This is a genomic window from Pseudooceanicola profundus (genome assembly GCF_054919315.1).
In genome coordinates this window covers 2,153,764-2,173,295 of record NZ_CM142898.1, presented here as the reverse complement: position 1 = coordinate 2,173,295, position 19,532 = coordinate 2,153,764, and the positions used below count along the sequence as shown (strand labels likewise).

Below are 19,532 nucleotides of genomic sequence, written 5' to 3'. Positions count from 1 at the left end.
TCTTGCTCCTCCCGTCGGGTGGTACGTGCTCAAAATCTTCAGCAGTTGCCGGATGGCGGCAGTCCTGCGAACTCGCGGCATCCGGGCAGGAGAAAACGGCCCGGAGCCTTGTCATCGGCGCGGCAACTGGTCGTTTTCGACGCTGGCCCTCCCTGCAGCCTGCCTTGAATTGGCAGGCCCGGCTGCGCGTCAAAGATGACGCGGCTTCCCGGTGTGTCAAGGGCAGCCCCGTCCGCTTCGCGTCACTTATCCATTTCAGCCAATGACTTGGGCGATTTTGCAGGTAAAAGGCATGCAATCATCGCCGCCCGGGCGCAAAGCCCTGAAGGACCGTGCCCCGCGTTCGGGTGCCGGAGCGGCAGGCCGGAAAGCGACATGCCGTAAGGTCACCTCGGTCCGCTGACGTCAGGCGCTGATCAACCAGGCCGCGAGTTTCTGGCGGGTCGCCTCATCCACGCCCACCGCGTCGAGATAGCCCGCCGCCCCACCGAAGCCACTGTCGAGCCAGTCGATCACATGTGCCATCGCCTCCGGCGGGCTGGCGAGGATGCGGGCCGCAGCCTCAGCGGTGGTGCCGCGGTCCTGCATCCGCTCCCGCAGGAGCGCCATCAGCGCGGCCCCGTGGCTGGCGGTCAGGGCAAAATCCTCGATCACCGCCGCGCGGGTCACCCCGGCGTTCAGCAGCAGCAGCGCCACGATCAACCCGGTCCGATCCTTGCCCGCGGTGCAGTGGATCAGCACCGGCCCGCTCTCCTCGGCCGCGGCGATGGTGCGCAGCGCCCGCGAGAACGCCGGTCGGCAGCTGTCGAGCGCCACAAGGTAGCGCTCGGCCATGTCGAAGCTCTCGCCCGCCTCGCGCGCGGCCTGCTCCGCCGGGGCGAGCCCGTCGTAGAGCGGCACATGGGCGCGCAGGATGCCGGGGAAACGGTCAGCCGGATTGGGCGCGCGCTGCGCCTCGTCCTCGGCGCGCAGATCGACGATGTGGGTCAGCCCGCAGCGCCGCAGCGCGGCCCGGTCCGCCGCCGTCAGCCCGCGCAGCGCATCCCCGCGCCAGAGCCGGTTGGGCAGCGTCTGCCCGCCCTGTTCCAGCGGCATATGACCCAGGTCGCGCAGGTTGTGCACCCCCTGGAGGTGTCGCGGCAGCTCGGGCGGCGTGTCGGTCATGTGGTCTGGTTCCCCTCGTCGCGGCCTCGTCGCGGTCTGGGCCGCGTGATCCCCGGCGCAGCATCACTGGCAGGCCCCGGCCGCGCAATGGCCATTCGGCATCACGCCGGGAATCCCGGCATTGCATGTCAACACGGCGAGGGAAAGGGCAGAGACGGGAAAACCGGGATGCCTGCGCATCCCGGTTCCTCGTGCAACCGAGGTCGCGGCCCGGGCAGGGAGGAGACATCCCGGGACTGACCCAAGAATACCACGCCCGCCCCCTCCGGCAAAACAACCAGAGATTGCACCACTCGCACCCACGCCGCGTCGCGGCATTTGCGCAACAGGCGGGCATCTGCCCGGAGAAGGAGCGCCCGGAAAGCAGGCACAATACCCGAAAAACCGCGAAAAGGACGGGCATTTTGCGAACGGGGCCGAAAAACACCCGCCTGCCCGGGACCAATCTCAGGGTCAGGAAACTGACGCGTTCCCCTGCTCGCCTTTTCGTGGTATACAGGAGGTCATAACCGGAGGGTCCGCCAAAGGACCCCCAACGAGCAGACAATGAGGCAGGCATGAGAACGTGCATTCGTGGCACGGACGGCATTTCCTGGTCGCAGACAGATGTGGACGGCGTTGCCGGTGCCACGGTTTCCGCCCTTACGCCGGGCACGGTCTGGCGTTGGCATGGGGAACCGTTGCGCGTGGACGGGCCCGGTGCGGTCCTGCGACTGTAAAGGACGGATGAGCAGATCGCCCTGCATCGGCGGGCGGCCCCGATGGTGCGCCGGCTCGTGGGGCGGGCACTGGCAGGGGACGCGGCCCTGCCCGATCCCACCCTTGACGACGCCCCCTTCGCGGACAGCGGCTTCGACGTGACCGACGGGCGACAGGCCTACCGGGTCACGCTGATCGACCTCGGACCGCGGTTGCAGCCGCTGCTCATGTTCGTGGATCAGATCCCGCCGGCAGACCGCGATCTGTGGATCGTGCGCTGCCGCCTCGACCGGACCCGCTCGCCGGGGCTGATGCGGGCACAGCGGGCGCCCGACGCCCCCGGGGCCGGCGTCATCTGCTTCGCCCCCGGCACCCGCATCCGCACCCCGCAAGGCCCCCGCCTGGTCGAGACCCTGCGCCCCGGCGAACTGGTGGTGACCAAGGACAGCGGCCCGTCCCCGATCCGCTGGATCGGCAAGCGCCACATGACCGGCGCCCGGCTCATGGCGATGCCCGAGCTGCGCCCGATCCGCATCCGCGCCGGTGCCTTCGGCCTGAACCGCCCCGAGGGAGAGCTGATCGTTTCGCCCGGCCACCGGATGCTGGTGCGCGGTGCCGTGGCGCAGCGGCTCTTCAACACCGACGAAGTGCTGGTCGCCGCCCGGGACCTCGTGGACGGGCGCTCGGTCCGGCGCGATCTGGAAATGGCGGAGGTGACCTACATCCACCTGATGCTGGACAGCCACCAGATCCTCTTTGCCAACGGCACCGAGGCAGAGAGCTTCCACCCCGGCAGCGCGGACCTGTCGCTCCTGGGGACCGAAGACCGCGCCCGGCTGCAGGAGGTCTTCCCGCAGGTGCTGCGCGATCCGGGTGCCTATGGCCACTACGCCCGCCGCCTGCTGAGCCACCCGGAAGCGGCGATCATGCGACACAAGGCAGCTTGATCGGGGCAGCCTGATCAGGGCAGCCTGATCGGGACGGCCTGATCGGGACGGCCTGAACGGAGCAGCCTGTAGCGGCTAGTCTGAGGCGCCGACCCGAAGAGGGCGGCGCGAGGGTCGCCCTGTCGGGCACGAAAAAGGCGGCCGAAGCCGCCTCCCGTCGTGCGTCTCTCAAGACCGGTTCAATCGACGCCCAACTTGGCCGCCAGCGCCGTCATGGCCGCGCGGTCGGCATCGTCCATCGGGGCCTTGCGGGCCCGGAACAGCGTCGCCTGCGAGCGCAGGATCAGCCCGTCATCGAGGATTTTCAGGTGGTTCGCCCGCAGCGTCTCGCCGGTGGAGGTGATGTCCGCGATCGCCTCGGCGGTCTCGTTCTTCACCGTGCCCTCGGTCGCGCCCTGACTGTCGACCAGCTGGTAGTCGGCCACGCCCTGATCGCGGAAGAAGTCCCGCACGAGGCGATGGTACTTGGTGGCGATCCGCATCCGGAAGCCGTGCTTGCGCCGGAAGGCCGCCGCCGCCGCGTCCAGATCGTCGAGCGTGTCGACGTCGACCCAGCACTGCGGCACCGCGATGATCAGGTCCGCCTGACCGAAGCCGAGCTCGGCCAGTTCCTCGACCTGCTGGTCCCACTGGGCCAGCTTTTCATGCACCAGATCGGTGCCCGTCACGCCGAGGTGAATGCGCCCGGCCGCCAGTTCGCGCGGGATCTCCCCCGCCGAGAGCAGCACCAGTTCCACGCCCTCCGCGCCCTCGACGCGGCCCGCGTACTCGCGGTCCGATCCGGCGCGCGACAGGGTCACGCCCCGGGCGCCGAACCAGTCGAAGGTCTTCTCCATCAACCGCCCCTTGGACGGCACGCCAAGCTTGATGGTCATGCCCGGCCCTCCTTCAGGTCCAGCATCAGGCCGGGGCGGATCACCCCGCCGACAGCCGGGATCTCGGTCCCGCCCCCCAGCACCCGGGTCAGCGCGTCATAGCGCCCGCCCACGGCCACGGGTGGCAGATCGGGGCGCCCCTCGACCGCGAAGCTGAAGACGAAGCCATCGTAGTATTCCATCTGCGCCCGGCCATGGGCGACCTCGAAATCGAGGCCAGCCACGTCGATGCCGCGCGCGTCCAGCGCGGCGCAGCGGTTCGCGACACGCTCCACCGCCGGGACGAGGGCGGGCATGTCCACGGCGATGTCCCGCAGGCGCTCCAGCGCGAAGGGCAGCGTCTCGCGGACATTCAGCACCGCCTCGATCAGTTCCACCTGGTCGCGGCTGAGCGGCGCGGCGGCTGCCTCCTCGCGCAGCGCGTCGAGCCGTTCGGCCACTTCCGCGCGGCTGCGCAGCCCGGTGTCGACCTTGACCCCGGCAAAAGGATCGGCCGCGGCGAGCAACTCACGACGCGGCTGCGCCATGGGCTCCTTGCCCGAGAACTTGTCGATCAGCGCCCGGAAGCGACGCGGCCGCCAGATGTGCCGCAGCAGCGCCCGCTTGCGCCGCTCCGTCGTCTCCAGCCCGGAAACGGTGGCGGCAAGGATGCCCATGTCCCCGGTCGAGGCCTTCAGCCTCAGCGGGCGCACGACGCTTTCGATCAGGGCATAGACCTCGGCATCGGCGGCGGCGGGATCGGTGCCGTCGAAGACCTCGTAGCCCACCTGCGAATATTCGCTGGGGCGGGAGGGGTCCTCTTCTTGACGGCGGAAGACCTCGCCGGCGTAGGTGTAGCGCGCGGGCTCTGCGCCCTGCGCCATGTGCATCTGCACCACCGGCACGGTGAAGTCGGGGCGCAGCATCTGCTCGCCCCGCAGCGGGTCGGAGGTGACATAGGCGCGGGCACGGATGTCCTCGCCGTAGAGGTCGAGCATGACCTCGGCGGGCTGCAGGATCGCAGGCTCCACCGGGACGGCGCCCTGTGCCTCGAAGATGGCCCGCAGGCGCGCGGCCTCGGCCCGGTAGGGGGCGCGATCGTTCACGATGCTCATGGCTCAGCCCAGCCCGTTCTCGGCGAGGATCTCGCGCAGCTTGGCCACCAGCTGGTCGCGGGGGACCTCGTACTGGCTGGGGCGCTCCTTCCACTCTTCCAGCGTCGCGTTCTCGGCGATCTTGGCGCCGAGGATCAGGTCCTTGACCTGCACCACGCCGCGCGCCTTCTCGTCCGCGCCTTCGATGACGGCGGCGGGGCTCTGACGCTTGTCCGCGTATTTCAGCTGGTTGCCGAAGTTCTTGGGATTGCCGAGGTAGACCTCTGCCCGCAGGCCGGCGTTGCGCAGTTCGGCCACGATCGCCATGTAGTCGGCCATCCGGTCGCGGTCCATCACGGTCACCACGATGGGGCCCGCCGCCGTGCCGCCGATACGGCCCTTGGCATGAAGCGCGGCCAGCAGCCGGTCGACCCCGATGGAGACGCCGACGGCAGGCACTTCCTGCCCGGTGAAGCGTTTCACGAGGCCATCGTAGCGCCCGCCGCCCGAGACCGAGCCGAACTGCCGCTTGCGGCCCTTCTCGTCGAGGATCTCGAAGGTCAGCTCCGCCTCGAAGACGGGGCCGGTGTAATAGCCGAGGCCACGCACGACGGAGGGGTCGATGTCGATCTGACCGGTATCATAGCCCTGCCCGTCCAGCAGCGCCGCGATGGTTTCCAGCTCTTCCACGCCCTCGGCGCCCACGGCAGAGCCGCCCACGGCGGCGCGCAGGTTGGCCAGCGTCTTGGCGGGGTCGTCGGCCTTGGAGGTCAGGAAGGCGATCACCGGTTCGGCCTGATCGGCCGAGAGGCCCACGCCGTCGATGAAGGCGCCAGAGGCATCGAGGCGGCCCTTGGTCAGCAGTTCGCGCACGCCATCGGCGCCGACCTTGTCGAACTTGTCGATGGTCCGCAGCACCGCATCGCGATCCGCGCCGCCCTCGTCGGACAGGCCCATGGTCTCCAGCACGCCGTTCAGCACCTTGCGGTTGTTCACCCGCACCGCGTAGTCGCCGCGCGGGATGCCGACCTCTTCGAGGCAATCGGCCAGCATGGCGCAGATCTCGGCATCCGCCGCCATGGAGGAGGTCCCCACGGTGTCCGCGTCGCATTGGTAGAACTGCCGGAAGCGGCCCGGGCCGGGCTTCTCGTTGCGCCAGACCGGGCCCATGGCATAGCGCCGGTAGGGCGTGGGCAGGTCGTTGCGATGCTGGGCATAGACGCGCGCAAGCGGCGCGGTCAGGTCATAGCGCAGGGCCAGCCAGTCGCCGGGCTTGTCACCCTCGGCGTCCTCCTGCCAGGCGAAGACACCCTCGTTCGGGCGGTCCACGTCGGGCAGGAACTTGCCCAGCGCCTCGACGGTCTCCACCGCGCTGCTTTCCAGCGCCTCGAAGCCGTAGCGATGGTAGACCCGCGCGATCTGGCTCAGCATATGGCTGCGTTCGGTCACCTCGGTGCCGAAATAGTCGCGAAAGCCCTTCGGCGTCTCTGCCTTGGGGCGGGGGGTCTTCTTCACCTTGGCCATCGGGTGGTCCTCTCAGCCTGTCTCGCCGCGCGGTCTAGCCCAAGGGCCGGTAAGGGGCAAGCGGGGGCCTTTGCACGCGCCCTTTGCAGACAGGGCCACAACCGCTATGACAGGCCCCGCCGCACCGTGCCGGGCAGAGCAAGGGCAGAGGCTGGCCGTCGTGACGGCCAGCGGGTAGCATGACACAGGGGACAACCGGGGAACCGATATGACGGACCAGACAGCCAAAGGGCCCAGCGCCCTCGAGGAACACGTCGCCCACATGGCACGCACGATCGAGGATCTGTCGGACGTCGTGGCCCGCCAGGAAACCGAGATCGCCATGCTGACACGGCGCGTCCAGCTGCTGATGGAGCGGGAGGCGGAACGGGAGTCCGCCGCGCCCGGATCGATCTACCTTGGCGACGAGAAACCGCCGCACTGGTAGGGCCATCGCGCCAGAGGGCGCGACGGCATCAACGTCAGCGTCCTGCGACGCCGATCCCCGTCCGGATCACTCCGGATAGATCAGCGCGACGTGGACCTTGTTGATCTTGCCCGTCGGCACGGTGTGCGGATCGGGTTGCGGTGCGGATTTGGGCTGACCGCTGTCCATGCAGCCAGCGACCATGACGGTCGTGACGACCGCGAAGAATGCTCGTTTCATCAATTCAGGCCTTTTTTCACTGTCCCTTGCGGGGTTCATACCGTGTTCGGGGGTCTTCCGTCCAGTTTCGTGCCGCCGGATCTGATCTTTTCCCCGTCGACTGGCAGAGATACGCTGAGCCCCATGAGCGAACCGCGATTCATCCACCTCCGCACCCATACCGAATATTCGTTACTCGAAGGCGCCCTGCGGCTGAAAAAGCTGCCGGCACTTTGCGACAAAATGGATATGCCCGCCGTCGCCGTGACGGACACGAACAACATGTACGCGGCGCTGGAATTTTCCGTCTACGCCTCGGGCGCCGGGGTCCAGCCGATCATCGGCTGCCAGGTGGATGTCACCTACCTCGAGACCCAGCCGGGCGAGAAGCCCAAGCTGCCCGCCGGCGTCGTGCTGCTGGCCCAGAGCGAGGCCGGCTACGAGAACCTGATGCGGCTCTCCTCCTGTCTCTACGTGGACGCGGGCGGCGCGCTGCCGCAGGTTTCGCTGGCGCAGTTGCAGGAGTTCTCGGAGGGGCTGATCTGCCTTTCGGGCGGGCCGAACGGCCCCGTGGGGCAGCTACTGCGCAGCGGGCACCGGCCCGAGGCGCAGGCCTTCATGACCCGGCTGGCCGAGATCTACCCCGACCGTCTCTATGTCGAGTTGCAGCGCCACCCCGGCGAGGGCGGCCTGCCCGAGGCCGAACGCCTGACCGAGCGCGGCTTCGTCGAGATGGCCTATGCCATGGACCTGCCGCTGGTCGCCACGAACGATGTCTACTTCCCCAAGTCGGACATGTACGAGGCCCACGATGCGCTGATCTGCATCGCCGAGGGCGCCTATGTCGATCAGGCGCATCCGCGCCGCCGCCTGACGCCGCAGCATTACTTCAAGTCGCAGCAGGAGATGGTGACGCTCTTCGCGGACCTGCCCGAGGCGGTCGAGAACACCGTCGAGATCGCCAAGCGCTGCGCCTTCATGGCCTACAAGCGCGCGCCGATCCTGCCGCGATTCGCCGATGACGAGGTCGAGGAACTGCGCCGGCAGGCGAAGGAGGGTCTCGACGCCCGTCTCGCCGTGATCCCCCATGCCGCCCCGGTCGAGGAATACTACGAACGGCTCGAATTCGAGATGGGCATCATCGAGGGCATGGGCTTCCCGGGCTACTTCCTGATCGTTGCGGACTTCATCAAGTGGGCCAAGGAACACGACATCCCCGTCGGCCCGGGCCGGGGCTCGGGTGCAGGCTCGCTCGTGGCCTATGCGCTGACGATCACCGACCTTGATCCGCTGCGCTACTCGCTGCTGTTCGAACGCTTCCTGAACCCGGAACGGGTGTCGATGCCCGACTTCGACATCGACTTCTGCATGGACCGCCGCGAAGAGGTGATCCGCTACGTGCAGGAGCGCTATGGCCGCGACAAGGTGGGGCAGATCATCACCTTCGGTGCGCTGCTCTCCAAGGCGGCGGTGCGCGACATCGGGCGCGTGCTGCAGATGCCCTATGGCCAGGTGGACCGGCTGTCCAAGATGATCCCGCTGGACGGGGTGAAGCCGGTCTCGATCGAGGAGGCCCTCCAGCAGGAGGAACGGCTGCGGATCGAGGCCCGCAACGAGGAGGTCGTCGACCGGCTGCTGAAATACGGCATGCAGGTCGAGGGGCTGCTGCGGAACGCCTCGACCCACGCGGCGGGCGTCGTGATCGGGGACCGGCCGCTGGACCGGCTGGTGCCGCTCTACCAGGATCCGCGGTCGGACATGCCGGCGACCCAGTTCAACATGAAATGGGTCGAACAGGCCGGGCTGGTGAAGTTCGACTTCCTCGGCCTGAAGACGCTGACGGTGATCCAGAACGCGATCCAGCAGATCCACTGGGGCGGGCGCGACCTGCATGTCGCCGCCGACGGCACCCAACTCTACGAGCCCGCGCCGGGGGCCGAGAACCAGATCAACGCCATCCCGCTGGACGATGCGCGCACCTACGACCTCTATTCCAAGGCCAAGACGGTCGCGGTCTTCCAGGTGGAAAGCTCGGGCATGATGGATGCGCTCAAGCGCATGAAGCCCACCTGCATCGAGGATATCGTCGCGCTCGTGGCGCTCTACCGGCCTGGCCCGATGGAGAACATCCCGGTCTACTGCGAGGTCAAGAACGGCCAGCGCGAGATCACCTCGGTCCACCCCACGATCGACCATATCCTCGCCGAAACGCAGGGCATCATCGTCTACCAGGAACAGGTGATGCAGATTGCCCAGGTCATGGCGGGCTACAGCCTTGGCGGCGCCGACCTTCTGCGCCGCGCCATGGGTAAGAAGATCAAGGAGGCGATGGACGCCGAACGCCCCAAGTTCGAGAAGGGCGCGGGCGAGAACGGCGTGGACGCCAAGAAGGCCTCGGAGGTCTTCGACCTTCTGGAGAAATTCGCCAACTACGGCTTCAACAAGTCGCACGCGGCGGCCTATGCGGTGGTGTCCTACCAGACCGCCTGGCTGAAGGCGAACCACCCGGTCGAGTTCATGGCCGGTGTCATGAACTGCGATATCCATCTCACCGACAAGCTGGGCGTCTATTTCGAAGAGCTGAAGAAGGCCCTCGGCCTGCCCTGGGTGCCGCCCTGCGTGAACCGCTCGGACGCGACCTTCAAGGTGGTGGACCAGGCGCTGGTCTATGCGCTCGGCGCGCTCAAGAACGTCGGGCTGGAGGCGATGAAGCTGGTGACCGACGGCCGCAAGGTCGATGGCCGCGACAAGCCCTTCGTGAACCTCTACGACTTTGCCCGCCGGGTGGAGCTGAAGAAGGTCGGCAAGCGGCCGCTGGAGATGCTGGCGCGCTCCGGTGCCTTCGACGAGATCGACAGCAACCGCCGCCGCGTCTTCGAAAGCCTCGACGGGCTGGTGCAATATTCCGCCGCGATCTGGGAGCAGAAGACCTCGAACCAGGTGTCGCTCTTCGGCGAGGCGGGCGATGACCTGCCCGAGCCGCGCCTGACGCCCTGCAACGACTGGCTGCCCGCCGAGAGGCTGGGCGAGGAGTTCAAGGCCGTCGGTTTCTACCTCTCGGGTCACCCGCTCGACGATTACGCCTCGGCGCTGAAGCGGGCGGGGGTGATGACCCTCGACGACGTGATTGCCAAGGCCCAGAACGGCCCCCACGTGGCCAAGATGGCCGGGATCGTCGCCGGACGGCAGGAACGGAAATCCGCCAAGGGCAACCGCTTTGCCTTCGTGCAGCTCTCCGACACCACCGGCGCCTACGAGACGATGCTGTTCTCGGACGTGCTGGAGGTCTCGCGCGACAACCTCGAGACCGGCTGCAAGGTGGTGCTGACGGTCGAGGCGACGATGGAGAGTGACCAGCTGCGCCTGCTCGCGCGGTCTGTCGCACCGGTGGACAACGTGGTGGCCGATGCGGGCGGCGGCGGGCTGCTCGTCTTCATCGAGGAGGCGGCGGCGATCCCCGCGGTGGCCGGCATCCTCGAAGGTGCGCGGGAGGCCGCCAAGAACGCGGCGCGCGGCCCGGTGCGCTTCTGCCTGATGGACCCGGGGCTGCCCGGCGAGGTGGAGATCGACGCGGGCCAGCAGTTCCCCGTCTCGCCCGAGATCCGCGGCGCGATCAAGAGCCTGAACGGGGTGATGGCGGTCGAGGACCTGTAACCGCCGTCCCCTCCGGGCGCCCAAGAATTTTCGAAAATTCTTGGCAAAATTCTTCGAAGAATTTTGGCGATCCCCGCGACCGGCCCGCGTCTCTGCCCGGAAAATTCGAATTTTCCGGACCGGAATTTTTGAAAATTCCGGGCAGACCTGCGCGGTCGCGCGCGGGGCAGTCATAGTGGCGTTCTTCCAGCCTAGGCGCGGGGCTCGGCCCTTGATGTCTGCGCCGCAGGGGGCGCCTTCCGCGCAGGCGCCGCACCCCGCCAGCACGCTGAATTCATGAGCGTTTCCGCAGGGTCCGCCCAGCCTTTGAGCAGGAAACTCTTGCGTGGTTTCGAATCTGCCTCTTTTCTGTAGTCTGAAAACAACAAGGCCAGCGCCCTTCTACGCCGCATCGAAGGGGTGTGTGTCCGGTCAAACAGGGTAACGCGGCGGAAGATACACATGGAGATCTCCTTTCTTCTGAACGGAGAGCGGGTGGAGATGGACGTTACCGATCCGACGGTCACGGCGCTCGACTGGCTGCGCGAGATCCGGGGGCTGACCGGCACCAAGGAAGGCTGCAACGAGGGCGATTGCGGCGCCTGTACCCTGATGGTCACCGATGAGCACGGCCCCAAGGCCGTGAACGCCTGCATCCTCTTCCTGCCCCAGCTGCACGGCAAATCCGTCACCACCGTCGAGGGCCTCGCCGCCCCCGACGGCACGCTGCACCCGGTGCAGCAGGCGATGATCGACAAGCACGGCAGCCAGTGCGGCTTCTGCACGCCGGGAATCGTCATGTCGCTGGCCGCCGCCCATGCCACGGGCGAGACCGATGTGGACAAGGTGCTGGCGGGCAACCTCTGCCGCTGCACCGGCTATGCCCCCATCGTGCGCGCTGCCGAGGCTGCTATGGCGGCGCCCGCCGTGGTCCCCGCCTTGCCCGGCGCCCTGCCCGCCGCCGCCTTCGACCCCGCGACCGACGTTGCCCTTCCCGAGACCTCGGACGACCTCGCCGCCTGGTACGCCGCCCATCCCGACGGCGTCCTCGTGGGCGGGGCCACCGACCTGGGCCTGCATGTGACCAAGGCGCTGCGCCGCCTCGGCCCGGTCGCCTTCCTGCATCGCTGCGCCGATCTTCAGGGCATCGAGGAAACGGACGAGGCGCTGGTGATCGGCGCCGGTGTCACCATCAGCCAGCTGATCCCTGCCGTCAGCGGGCGCTATCCGGATTTCGCCGCCATGCTGACGCGCTACGGATCCGTCCAGGTGCGCAATGCCGCGACCATCGGCGGCAATATCGCCAACGGCTCGCCCATCGGGGACGGCCCGCCCGCGCTGATCGCGCTTGGCGCGCGGCTGCACCTGCGCAAGGGCGAGACCCGGCGCGAGATCGCTCTGGAAGATTTCTTCCTGGAGTATGGCAAGCAGGACCGGGCACCGGGCGAATTCGTCGAGGCGATCAGCATTCCGCACCAGCCCGACCGGCTGGGCTGCTACAAGCTGTCGAAGCGGTTCGATCAGGACATCTCGGCCGTTTGCGGCTGTTTCAACGTGACGCTGGAGGATGGCCGCGTGGCCGGGGCCCGCATCGCCTTTGGCGGCATGGCGGGCATCCCGAAACGCGCCACGGCCGTCGAGGCCGCGCTGATCGGCGCGGACTGGGGCGAGGAGGCCATCGAGGCGGCCTGGGGCGCCTGGGACGAGGACTTCCAGCCGCTCAGCGACATGCGGGCCTCGGCCGCCTACCGGCTGGAGGCGGTCCGCAACATGCTGACGCGCTACTTCCTCGAGGATATCGGCGCGGCGACGCGGGTGCGGGAGGTCTCGGCATGAGCGTCTCCTCCCCCCTGCCCCATGACAGTGCGAAGCTCCATGTCACCGGGGCGGCGCGTTATATCGACGACATCCCGCTGCCCGCCAATGCGCTGCACCTGGCCTTCGGGCTGAGCACGGTGGCGGCGGGCAAGCTCGTCTCCCTCGACCTCGACGCGGTGCGCACCTCGGAGGGCGTGGTGGCGGTGCTGACCGCGGACGACCTGCCCTTTGCCAACGACGTCTCGCCCTCGGCCCATGACGAGCCGCTGCTGGCCACCGGCGAGGTGCATTACCTCGGCCAGCCGGTCTTTGTCGTGGCGGCCACCAGCCACCTCGCCGCGCGCCGCGCCGCGCGCAAGGCGGCGATGGTCTTTGCCGAGGAGACGCCGGTGCTCTCCATCGAGGATGCGCTGGATTTCGACAGCCGGTTCGAGGAGGGCCCGCGGGTCTACGAGAAGGGCGATGCCCGCGCCGCGCTGGAGGCCGCACCCCTGACGCTGGCGGGCCGGATCGAGATGGGCGGGCAGGAGCATTTCTACCTCGAGGGACAGGCCGCGCTGGTGCTGCCCATGGAGGATGGCGGGGTGCAGGTCATGTCTTCGACCCAGCATCCGACCGAGATCCAGCACAAGGTGGCCGAGGCCATCGGCCAGCCGATGCACGCCGTCCGGGTCGAGACCCGGCGCATGGGCGGCGGTTTTGGCGGCAAGGAGAGCCAGGGCAACGCGCTGGCCTGCGCCTGCGCCGTGGTGGCCCTGACGACCGGGCGGCCCTGCAAGATGCGCTATGACCGGGACGACGACATGGTCATCACCGGCAAGCGGCACGATTTCCGCATCGACTACGATGTGGGCTATGACGAGACCGGTCGCGTTCGGGCCGTGGATTTCCGGCAGTACACCCGCTGCGGCTGGTCGATGGACCTCTCGCTGCCGGTCGCGGACCGGGCGATGCTGCACGCCGACAACGCCTACCTGCTCGAGCACTGCCGGATCGAAAGCCACCGGCTGAAGACCAACATGCAGAGCGCGACCGCCTTCCGGGGCTTTGGCGGGCCGCAGGGGATGCTGGGGATCGAGCGGGTGATGGACCACGTGGCCCACGCGCTCGGGCTGGACCCGCTGGAAGTGCGGCGGGTGAATTACTATGCCGAGGCATCCGGGTTGGATGCGGATGCGGGTGCGGCGGACATGGACGCGCCTGCGGCGGGCGGGGTTGGGGGGCTGTCCGCCCCCCCTGCCGCTGACGCGGCATTCCCCCCCGAGGATATTTCCGAACAGTGGATGGACGAAGACGCAGCCTCGCGCGGGGCCACGGTTTTGGGGGCGCCGGAGGCGGTGCCCGAGGCGCCTTTGGGGGCGCAGACCACGCCCTATGGGCAGGCGGTTGAGGATTTCATCCTGCACGGGCTGACCGAGCGGTTGGTGGAGACCTCGGACTATGCGGCGCGCCGGGCGGCGGTGGCGGAGTGGAACGCGGAGCAGCCGATCCTGAAGAAGGGCATCGCGCTGACGCCGGTGAAATTCGGGATTTCCTTCACCCTGACCCACCTGAACCAGGCGGGGGCGCTGGTGCATGTCTACCAGGACGGCTCGATCCACCTGAACCATGGCGGGACCGAGATGGGACAGGGGCTGAACCAGAAGGTGGCGCAGGTTGCCGCCAGCCGGTTCGGCGTCGGCATGGAAGCGGTGCGGATCACCGCGACCGATACCGGCAAGGTGCCCAACACCTCGGCCACGGCGGCGTCTTCCGGGTCGGACCTGAACGGGATGGCGGTGAAGGCCGCCTGCGACACGATCCGGGCCCGGATGGCGGACTGCCTGGCTGGGCTGTATCAGGCCAGCCGGTCGGAGGTGGTTTTCGAGGGCGGGGATGTGCGGATCGGGGGCGAGGTGATCTCCTTCGCCGAGGCCGCGAAACTGTCCTACGAGAACCGGGTGAGCCTGTCGGCCACGGGCTATTACAAGACGCCGAAAGTGGCCTGGGACCGCATCCGGGGCCACGGCCGGCCGTTCTTCTACTTCGCCTATGGCGCGGCGGTTTCGGAGGTGGTGATCGACACGCTGACCGGCGAGTACCGCATCCTGCGGGCCGACCTGCTGCACGATGCGGGCAGCAGCCTGAACCCGGCGCTGGACATCGGGCAGGTCGAGGGCGGCTTCGTGCAGGGCGCGGGCTGGCTGACCACCGAGGAGCTGGTCTGGGACGGCAAGGGGCGGCTGCGGACCCATGCGCCCTCGACCTACAAGATCCCCGCCTGCGGCGACCGGCCGGAGGTGTTCAACGTGGCGCTCTGGGACGGGCGCAACCCCGAGGAGACGATCTATCGCTCCAAGGCCGTGGGCGAGCCGCCCTTCATGCTGGGCATGTCTGTGCTGATGGCGCTGTCCGATGCCGTGGCGGCCTGCGGGCCGGGCTACCCCGCCCTCGACGCGCCGGCCACGCCGGAACGGGTGCTGAAGGCCGTGATGCAGGTGCGCGATGGAGTTTGATGTCGCCCAGCTGAGCCGCGCCGTGGCGCGTGAGGGACGCGCCGTGCGCGTGGTCATCGCGCAGGTGCGCGGCTCTTCCCCGCGCGAGGCGGGGGCGGCGATGGTCGTGACCGCAGGGGCCGTCGCGGGCACCATCGGCGGCGGCGCGCTGGAGCACGAGGCGATCGCCCTCGCGCGGGCGCTGGAGGCGCCGAGGCTGGTGACGCGCGCGCTGGGGCCGGAGCTGGGCCAATGCTGCGGCGGGTCGGTCGTGCTGGCCTTCGAGCCCTATACGGCGGCGGATGTGGCGGCGCTGGAGGGTGTGACGGTGGTGGCCCGTGCGGTGGGCGATGCGGGAGAGATGCCGCTGGCGCTGCGCCGGGGGCTGGCCGCGGCCCGGGCACAGGGCGCGGAGGTCGACGTGCAGCTGGACGGCGGCTGGCTGGTGGAGCCCGTTCTGGTGCCCGCCCGCGCGGTCTGGATCTGGGGCGCAGGCCACGTGGGCCGGGCCCTGGTGACAACGCTGGTGCCGCTTCCGGAGATGGCGGTGACCTGGGTCGATACCGGGGCGGAGCGGTTCCCGGACGCGGTGCCCGAGGGCGTGAGCGTGGTGCCCGTGGCAGACCCGGTCCGGCTGGCCGCCCATGCGCCGCGGGACGCCGAACATATCGTGCTGACCTATTCCCACGCGCTGGACCTCGCGCTCTGCGATGCGCTGCTGCGGCGGGGCTTCGGGCGCGCGGGCGTGATCGGATCGGCGACGAAATGGGCGCGGTTCCGCAACCGGCTGGCCGGGATGGGCCACGGGCCCGAGGCCGTCGCGCGGATCGCCTGCCCGATCGGGGACCCGGCGCTAGGCAAGCATCCCCAGGCGATCGCGCTTGGGGTCGCGACGCAGATGTTGCGCGCAGGCCCGGTCGCGGTGCACCGTGGTGCGGGCCCGGACGAAGACCTGAACGAGGGGGAATTGCGCGCGTGAGCCAGTCACTACTGTCGATCCGGGGGCTGACCAAGGCCTATCCCGGGGTGGTTGCCAATGACGATGTCTCCTTCGAGATCGGCAAGGGCGAGGTCCATGCCCTGCTGGGCGAGAACGGCGCGGGGAAATCCACGCTGGTGAAGATGATCTATGGCCTCGTGAAGCCGGATGCGGGCGAGATGGTGCTGGACGGGCGGTCCTATGTCCCGGCGGAGCCCTCGATGGCGCGCCAACTGGGCGTGGCCATGGTGTTCCAGCACTTCAGTCTCTTCGACGCGCTGAACGTGGCGGAGAACATCGCGCTCGGCATGGAGAACCCGCCGAGGCCGCGGGACTTGGCCGGGCGGATCAGGGAGGTGTCGGAACTTTACGGCCTGCCGCTCGATCCGTTCCGCACGGTGGGCGACCTGAGCGCGGGCGAGCGCCAGCGGGTCGAGATCGTGCGCTGCCTGCTGCAGGATCCCAAGCTGCTGATCATGGACGAGCCGACCTCGGTGCTGACGCCGCAGGAGGTGGAGATCCTGTTCCGCACGTTGATGAAGCTGCGTGATGAGGGCACCTCGATCCTCTATATCTCGCACAAGTTGGAAGAGATCCGGGCGCTCTGCGACGGGGCGACGATCCTGCGGCTCGGCAAGAAGGTGGGCACCTGCGTGCCGAAGGAGACCACCGCGCGGGCGATGGCCGAGATGATGGTGGGCAGCGAGCTGCACACGCCCTCGCGCGAGGCCAAGGCCCCGGGTGCGGTGCGGCTGGCGCTGAAGGGGCTGAGCGTGAAGAGCCCCGGTGAATTCGGCACCTCCCTGAAGGGCATCTCGCTGGAGGTGCGCGCGGGCGAGGTCCTGGGGCTGGCGGGTGTCGCGGGCAACGGGCAGGACGAATTGCTGGGCGCGCTCTCGGGCGAGATCCTCTCGGCCCCGGCGATGGTGGAGTTCGACGGCACGCCGGTGGGCGGGATGGGGCCGATGGCGCGGCGCCGGCTGGGGCTGCTGACCGGGCCGGAGGAACGGCTGGGCCATGCGGCGGCGCCAGACATGAGCCTGACCGAGAACGCCCTGCTGACCGGGGCGGAGCGACGCGGACTGATGTCGAACGGCTTCCTGAAATGGGGCAAGGCGCGGAGCTTTGCCGAGGAGGTCATCGCCCGCTTCGACGTGCGCACCCCGGGGCCGGAGGTGGCCGCACGGGCGCTGTCGGGGGGCAACCTGCAGAAGTTCGTCATCGGCCGCGAGGTGATGCAGGACCCGCAGGTGCTGGTGGTGAACCAGCCCACCTGGGGCGTGGATGCCGCCGCCGCGGCGACGATCCGGCAGGCGATCCTCGATCTGGCAGCCGGGGGCACGGCGGTGATCGTGATCTCGCAGGACCTCGACGAATTGATGGAGATCTCGGACCGGTTCGCGGCGCTGAACGAGGGCCGGCTGAGCGACATCCGCCCCGCACAGGGGCTGACCGTGGACGAGATCGGGCTGATGATGGGCGGATCGCACGGGATGGAGGTGGCGCATGTCTGAGAGCAGGCGACACCATCCGGGGGGGGACCGCACCCGGTGCCAGTCCGTGCGCCTGTCAGGGCGCCAGTCTGGCCGCCCGTCCTGGCGGAGGGGCGGGGGGCTGTCTGCCCCCCGGGCCCCCCGAGAGTATTTCCGGAAAGATGAAGGGGGGCGCGGCGCGTGCTGAAGCTGGAGAAACGACGCCAGCCGTCGCAGGTCTGGGCCTACCTGGCGCCGGTGGTGGCGGTGGTGGCCACGATGGTGGCGGGCGGGCTGCTCTTTGCCTTCCTCGGCAAGGACCCGTTGCTGGCGATACGGACGATCTTCTGGGATCCGCTGTTCGGGGAATTCGCCTTCTACTACCGGCCGCAGATGCTGGTGAAGGGCGCGCCGCTGGTGCTGATCGCCATCGGGCTGAGCCTCGGCTTCCGGGCCGGGATCTGGAACATCGGCGCGGAGGGGCAGTACATCATGGGCGCCATCGCGGGCGCGGGGGTGGCGCTGGCCTTCTACCCGCTGGAGGCCTGGTGGCTGTTCCCGCTGATGGTGATCTGTGGTGCGCTCGGCGGCTGTCTCTGGGCGATGATCCCGGCGGCGCTGCGGGTGATCTTCGGCACCAACGAGATCCTCGTCTCCCTCATGCTGGTCTACGTGGCCGAGCAGTTCCTCGCCTCGGTCTCGCTGGGGCTGCTGAAGAACCCGGAGGGCTACGGCTTCCCGGGCTCGCGCAACCTGCAGCAATACCCGAGCGCCCATAACGCCGAACTGATCGCCGGATCGGGAATGCACTGGGGCGTTGTCGCCGCGCTGATCGCGGTGATCATGGCCTATATCCTGCTGAACCGGCACCTGCTGGGCTTCCAGATCCGGCTGACCGGCGAGGCGCCCCGCGCGGCGCGCTTTGCCGGCGTGAAACCGAAGCAGCTGGTGCTGCTCTGCATGGGGCTGGCGGGGGCGCTCGCCGGCATGGCGGGCCTCTTCGAGGTCGCCGGCCCCTCCGGGCGGATCAGCATCGATTTCAACGCGGGCTACGGCTTTACCGCGATCATCGTGGCCTTCCTCGGACGGCTGCACCCGGTGGGCATTCTGCTGGCCGGGCTGCTGATGGCGCTGACCTACATCGGCGGCGAGATCGCGCAGTCGAGCATGGGGCTCTCCTCCTCGGCGATCCAGGTCTTCCAGGGGATGCTGCTCTTCTTCCTGCTGATGGTGGACGTGCTGACCAACTACCGGCTGAAACTGGCGAAGGCGGAGACGGCATGAGCGGTATCGACACGATCAACGGAGGCCTGGCCCCATGGACCTGAGCGCGATCAATCCCGTCCTTCTCGTGGCCTCGCTGATGGTGGCGGCGACGCCGATCCTGCTCGCGGCCATCGGGGAACTGGTGGTGGAGAAGGCAGGCGTCCTGAACCTCGGCGTCGAGGGGATGATGATCACCGGGGCGATCTGCGGCTTTGCCGTCGCAGTCGAGACCGGGTCGCCGCTGATGGGCTTCGTCGGTGCGGCGGCGGGGGGCGCGGGGCTGTCGCTGCTCTTCGTGGCACTGACGCAATATGCGCTCGCCAACCAGGTCGCCTCGGGGCTGTCGCTGACGCTCTTCGGGCTCGGCCTTTCGGCGCTGATCGGGCAACGCTACGTGGGGGAACGGCCGCCGCCGGCGCAGCGGCTCGACCTGCCGGTGCTGAGCGACCTGCCGGTGGTGGGGCGCATCCTCTTCAGCCACGACCTGATGGTCTATGTCGGCCTTGCCCTCGTGGTCGCGGTCTGGGCGATGCTGAAATTCACCCGCGCCGGGCTGATCCTGCGCGCCGTGGGCGAGAACCACGAGGCGGCCCATGCTCTTGGCTACAAGGTGCGGCGCATCCGCATCCTCGCGATCCTCTTCGGGGGCGCCTGCGCGGGCATGGGCGGGGCCTACATCAGCCTGCTGCGCGTGCCCCAGTGGGTCGACGGGATGACCGCCGGCACCGGCTGGATCGCCCTCGCCCTCGTGGTCTTTGCCAGCTGGAAACCGGGCCGCGTCCTGCTGGGCGCCTACCTCTTCGGCGGGGTCACCGTGCTGCAGCTGAACCTGCAGGCGGCGGGCCTTGCCATCCCCGTGGAATATCTTTCCATGTCGCCATACCTGATCACCATCCTCGTGCTGGTCATCATGTCGTCCCATCGCAGCGGCGCGCCTGCCTCGCTGGGTCGGACTTTCCACGCCTCTCAATGAGGCCCTGCAA

Annotated in this window: 14 protein-coding genes; 9 read left to right on the top strand and 5 right to left on the bottom strand. The window is 68.7% G+C overall.

The window, feature by feature from the left end:
• Positions 1-405 precede the first annotated feature (405 nt).
• Complete coding sequence (locus tag ACX9MO_RS09970) at positions 406-1,164, bottom strand: tyrosine-protein phosphatase (protein ID WP_462211732.1); 759 nt, start codon at positions 1,162-1,164, stop codon at positions 406-408.
• A gap of 761 nt (positions 1,165-1,925) precedes the next feature.
• Here ACX9MO_RS09970 and ACX9MO_RS09965 point away from each other — a divergent pair.
• Positions 1,926-2,810 (top strand): Hint domain-containing protein, encoded by an 885-nt coding sequence (locus tag ACX9MO_RS09965; RefSeq protein WP_462211731.1) that lies wholly within the window; start codon positions 1,926-1,928, stop codon positions 2,808-2,810.
• 179 nt (positions 2,811-2,989) lie between these two features.
• Here the strand turns inward: ACX9MO_RS09965 and hisG are convergent, their stop codons facing one another.
• Genes hisG through hisS form a run of 3 tightly spaced genes read right to left on the bottom strand, consistent with a single transcriptional unit; the run spans position 2,990 to position 6,282 of the window.
• On the bottom strand, positions 2,990-3,685 hold the full coding sequence (gene hisG, locus ACX9MO_RS09960; protein WP_222494156.1) for an ATP phosphoribosyltransferase: 696 nt from the start codon (positions 3,683-3,685) through the stop codon (positions 2,990-2,992).
• On the bottom strand, positions 3,682-4,770 hold the full coding sequence (locus ACX9MO_RS09955) for an ATP phosphoribosyltransferase regulatory subunit (RefSeq protein ID WP_462214445.1): 1,089 nt from the start codon (positions 4,768-4,770) through the stop codon (positions 3,682-3,684). The genes hisG and ACX9MO_RS09955 overlap by 4 nt, the downstream gene beginning before the upstream one ends.
• A gap of 12 nt (positions 4,771-4,782) precedes the next feature.
• Positions 4,783-6,282, bottom strand: a complete 1,500-nt coding sequence (hisS, locus tag ACX9MO_RS09950; RefSeq protein WP_462214419.1) for a histidine--tRNA ligase — start codon at positions 6,280-6,282, stop codon at positions 4,783-4,785.
• A gap of 208 nt (positions 6,283-6,490) precedes the next feature.
• Here hisS and ACX9MO_RS09945 point away from each other — a divergent pair, with 208 nt between their 5' ends.
• The gene (locus ACX9MO_RS09945; RefSeq protein WP_462214418.1) at positions 6,491-6,709 is read left to right on the top strand and encodes a SlyX family protein; all 219 of its coding nucleotides are present in this window, start codon (positions 6,491-6,493) and stop codon (positions 6,707-6,709) included.
• A 66-nt stretch (positions 6,710-6,775) separates the two neighbouring features.
• Here ACX9MO_RS09945 and ACX9MO_RS09940 read toward each other — a convergent pair whose 3' ends face one another.
• Positions 6,776-6,928: a hypothetical protein gene (locus ACX9MO_RS09940; RefSeq protein ID WP_222494170.1), complete on the bottom strand. Its 153-nt coding sequence runs from the start codon at positions 6,926-6,928 to the stop codon at positions 6,776-6,778.
• Between the two features lie 123 nt (positions 6,929-7,051).
• Here ACX9MO_RS09940 and dnaE point away from each other — a divergent pair, with 123 nt between their 5' ends.
• From dnaE to ACX9MO_RS09905, 7 genes are all read left to right on the top strand, one after another.
• On the top strand, positions 7,052-10,561 hold the full coding sequence (gene dnaE, locus ACX9MO_RS09935) for a DNA polymerase III subunit alpha (RefSeq protein ID WP_462214417.1): 3,510 nt from the start codon (positions 7,052-7,054) through the stop codon (positions 10,559-10,561).
• A 441-nt stretch (positions 10,562-11,002) separates the two neighbouring features.
• Entirely contained in the window at positions 11,003-12,376 is a 1,374-nt protein-coding gene (gene xdhA / locus ACX9MO_RS09930; protein ID WP_462214416.1) for a xanthine dehydrogenase small subunit, read from the top strand.
• The gene (locus ACX9MO_RS09925) at positions 12,373-14,853 is read left to right on the top strand and encodes a xanthine dehydrogenase molybdopterin binding subunit (RefSeq protein WP_462214415.1); all 2,481 of its coding nucleotides are present in this window, start codon (positions 12,373-12,375) and stop codon (positions 14,851-14,853) included. The genes xdhA and ACX9MO_RS09925 overlap by 4 nt, the downstream gene beginning before the upstream one ends.
• Positions 14,843-15,811, top strand: a complete 969-nt coding sequence (gene xdhC, locus ACX9MO_RS09920; protein ID WP_462214414.1) for a xanthine dehydrogenase accessory protein XdhC — start codon at positions 14,843-14,845, stop codon at positions 15,809-15,811. The genes ACX9MO_RS09925 and xdhC overlap by 11 nt, the downstream gene beginning before the upstream one ends.
• The gene (locus ACX9MO_RS09915) at positions 15,808-17,325 is read left to right on the top strand and encodes an ABC transporter ATP-binding protein (protein ID WP_462214413.1); all 1,518 of its coding nucleotides are present in this window, start codon (positions 15,808-15,810) and stop codon (positions 17,323-17,325) included. The genes xdhC and ACX9MO_RS09915 overlap by 4 nt, the downstream gene beginning before the upstream one ends.
• A 159-nt stretch (positions 17,326-17,484) precedes the next feature.
• Entirely contained in the window at positions 17,485-18,567 is a 1,083-nt protein-coding gene (locus ACX9MO_RS09910) for an ABC transporter permease (RefSeq protein WP_222494189.1), read from the top strand.
• Positions 18,568-18,601: 34 nt separating this feature from the next.
• Positions 18,602-19,522, top strand: a complete 921-nt coding sequence (locus ACX9MO_RS09905) for an ABC transporter permease (protein ID WP_222494191.1) — start codon at positions 18,602-18,604, stop codon at positions 19,520-19,522.
• Positions 19,523-19,532 lie beyond the last annotated feature (10 nt).